This is a genomic window from Bradyrhizobium sp. MI1.7 (assembly GCF_055811795.1).
Genome location: NZ_JBVVPO010000175.1, coordinates 1 through 2,658, shown reverse-complemented (window position 1 = coordinate 2,658; position 2,658 = coordinate 1). Strand labels below are relative to the sequence as shown.

Here is a 2,658-nt window from a genome sequence, read left to right as displayed (position 1 = left end):
GAAGTGGAGGCGTCAAGCACCCCCACGATATGCCGCCTTCCCGATTCCCGCCGTCACCAACTTTCGGCGATAGCTCCCGTATGGGTGTTGCGACCGCAATCGTATTCGGCGGGATCTCGATGGCGACCGTTGTTGGCGTGCCGCTCGCGAACCTCGTCGGTCAGGTGAGCGGATGGCGTGCAGCGTTCGGATTAATTGGAGCCATCGGACTGATCACCTCAGCCCTGATGGTGGCAGTTCTTCCGAAAATGGAGGCCGGGACGCCAGCGGGATGGAGAGAGCTTGGATCGGTCTGCCGCAGACATGACCTGCTGGGGATCTATGCCGTAACGGCATTCATGGCGGCGGCGCACTTCGCGGCGTACACATTTATAGAACCATTCCTCAGAGAGATTCCAAATCTTGCCCATGTCATGATTGGCGCGTTATTGTTCAGCTTTGGTGGAGCAGGATTTCTTGGGAACATCCTGGCCGGCGTTCTCATCCACCGATTCACCAAGTCCATCATCACTGCTGGGCCCTGTGTCTGGCGCTCGTTGGCCTTGGATGGTTCGGTCCCCAACTGGGACAGATCGGGTCCTTGTCTTGCTGGTCATCTGGGGCGCCGCCGCCGCGGCGCTGTTCGCGGGACTGCAGACCTGGATCCTGCGCGCCGCCGGTTCGACAATCATGACTGCTGCCGCGATACACTCGGCGGTCATCAATTCAGCCATCGGCTTCGGAGCTGTCCTTGGCGCCCAGATATTGACTGTAGCCGGCGTATCGGGAGTGATGCTGGCCGCCGGTATGGTCGTCATTGTCCCGCTGCTGATAGTGCTACCGCAAGCGGTCCCACAGACTGTTTTGAAAAAAGGGTCGTTGCTTGATGGATGACGCCGCAGCCAGGCGCACAACGCAGATCGCTACTGCCCCCATGACGGATGTCGTAGGTAACATTCTGCTGGTACGCAAGCGTGGCACCGAAAGTTTCATGCAGCACAGACCGAAAGATCGAACGGGGTAAAACACCACGCGAGGCCCTGTCCCAAGAACTGATTGAGGAACTCGGAATCGAAGTGTCCGCCGATGTACCCGAACATCTCGGTCGGTGTCGATCGAGCACTTTCTTGGGCCAATCCAATCGAAGTAGAAAGACGTAAGCTGGCGCTGGCGCAACTCACACGTGAGTATGTGCTGCCCGTTCCCAAGATTCGCTAACGAATGCGACAATACCAAAGCCGGAGATGTGAAGGGCGTACTGGAGGAGTATTTGCGCATATTTTATGCGCCCACATCTTCAGTTGTAGCTGCCTTCTTACGCTTTTAGTGCCAACACAGATGTGGAAGTAATGACAATACTTGTGACGGGTGGCGCCGGGCATTGGGCGGCGCTGATGCTAGCCGTCCTTCTGCGGCGTTGCCGGCGCGCGGCGTAGAGATCAAGCGGTCGGTGTTCACCGATCACGCGGGTCAATCGGCGATCCAGTGTTCATCGAGCAGGCGATGAAGGGGTGCGGACGGTCTTTCATGCGGCGACGCTGCACAAGCGTAAGCGTAGCTCTGCGGCCCTTTTTGATTGGTGCTTGACGCCTATTTTGAGCGCGTGACGCGGCGCCGCGGCTTCCAAATTTCAGACGAAGCGTTGACGGCGGCCTCGAGCGCCTTGCTGACGATGACGTTGGGATCGAAGTGTTCGGGCCCCTCCGGCTTCATGAAACACCCAATCTCGGTGTCCATCAAACCGGCAGCAGCTCACTTCGGCCCGGCGACAGCTACCTAAAGGGGTAGGCCCAGCTCCCGCAACGGAGAGCTATGTTGTGGTTGGTCACATAGGTCCGTTGAGCCCCCAACTGACGATCACCGGATCGACACGCCCTGGTACAACCTGTTTCTCGGAGGACCTCATGTGCCCTGCGCCCCAGTTATCGCGCCCCCATCCGCAGGCGACTCCACGTAGAGCCTATTTGGTCGGAACGGGCATCGCCGCGTTGGCGGCTGCGGCCTATCTCATCAAGGAGGGCGGGCTTATGGGCCCTAATGTGGTGCTGTTCGAGGAGACGGAGCACTTTGGCGGTAGCCTCGATGCAACGGGCAATCCGAAAGATGGCTATTTGATGCGCGGCGGGCGCATGTTCGAGGAGAACTTTAACTGCACCTTCGATTTACTCTCCTTCATTCCCTCGATCGGCGATCCGGCCAAGTCGGTGAAGGACGAACTGATGGAGTTTCATCAGGAGTTCTCCTGGGACGACAAAGCACGCCTGATCTCGGGCGGTGAGATCGTCGACGTGTCTGACCTTGGTTTTACGGAGAAAGACCGACTCGATCTCGTGGCCTTATGCGCAACCCCGGAATCTGTGCTTGGCATTAGGACGATTCAGGACTGCTTCGAGTCCGAGTTCTTCAACAGTAACTTTTGGTTCATCTGGTGCACCACCTTCGCTTTTGCGCCCTGGCATAGTGCGGTCGAGTTCAAGCGCTACTGCCTCAGGTTCCTGCACCTGTTTCCGACCATCGACAGCATGAGGGGGATCTACCGGACCCGGTTCAACCAGTTCGATGCCATAGTTCGCCCGATCGTCGCGTGGTTGACGATGCGAGGCGTGCGGCTGGAGAAGGGGGCGGAGGTCACCGATATTGATGTCTTGATCCAACACGGGCAGAAGACTGCCACGTGCC

General features: G+C 58.2%; 2 protein-coding genes and 1 pseudogene. All 3 read left to right on the top strand.

What is annotated here, in order from left to right; all coding sequences use genetic code 11:
- Positions 1-29: 29 nt before the first annotated feature.
- A pseudogene (locus tag AC0L3X_RS46825) lies at positions 30-440 on the top strand (MFS transporter); the annotation flags it as partial.
- 145 nt (positions 441-585) lie between these two features.
- Positions 586-873 carry a hypothetical protein gene (locus tag AC0L3X_RS46820; RefSeq protein ID WP_439035785.1) on the top strand — a complete coding sequence of 96 codons (288 nt, stop codon included), beginning with the start codon at positions 586-588 and terminating at the stop codon, positions 871-873.
- A gap of 1,070 nt (positions 874-1,943) precedes the next feature.
- Positions 1,944-2,658 (top strand): oleate hydratase (locus tag AC0L3X_RS46815; protein WP_473317576.1); only part of this gene is annotated, 715 nt, incomplete at its 3' end.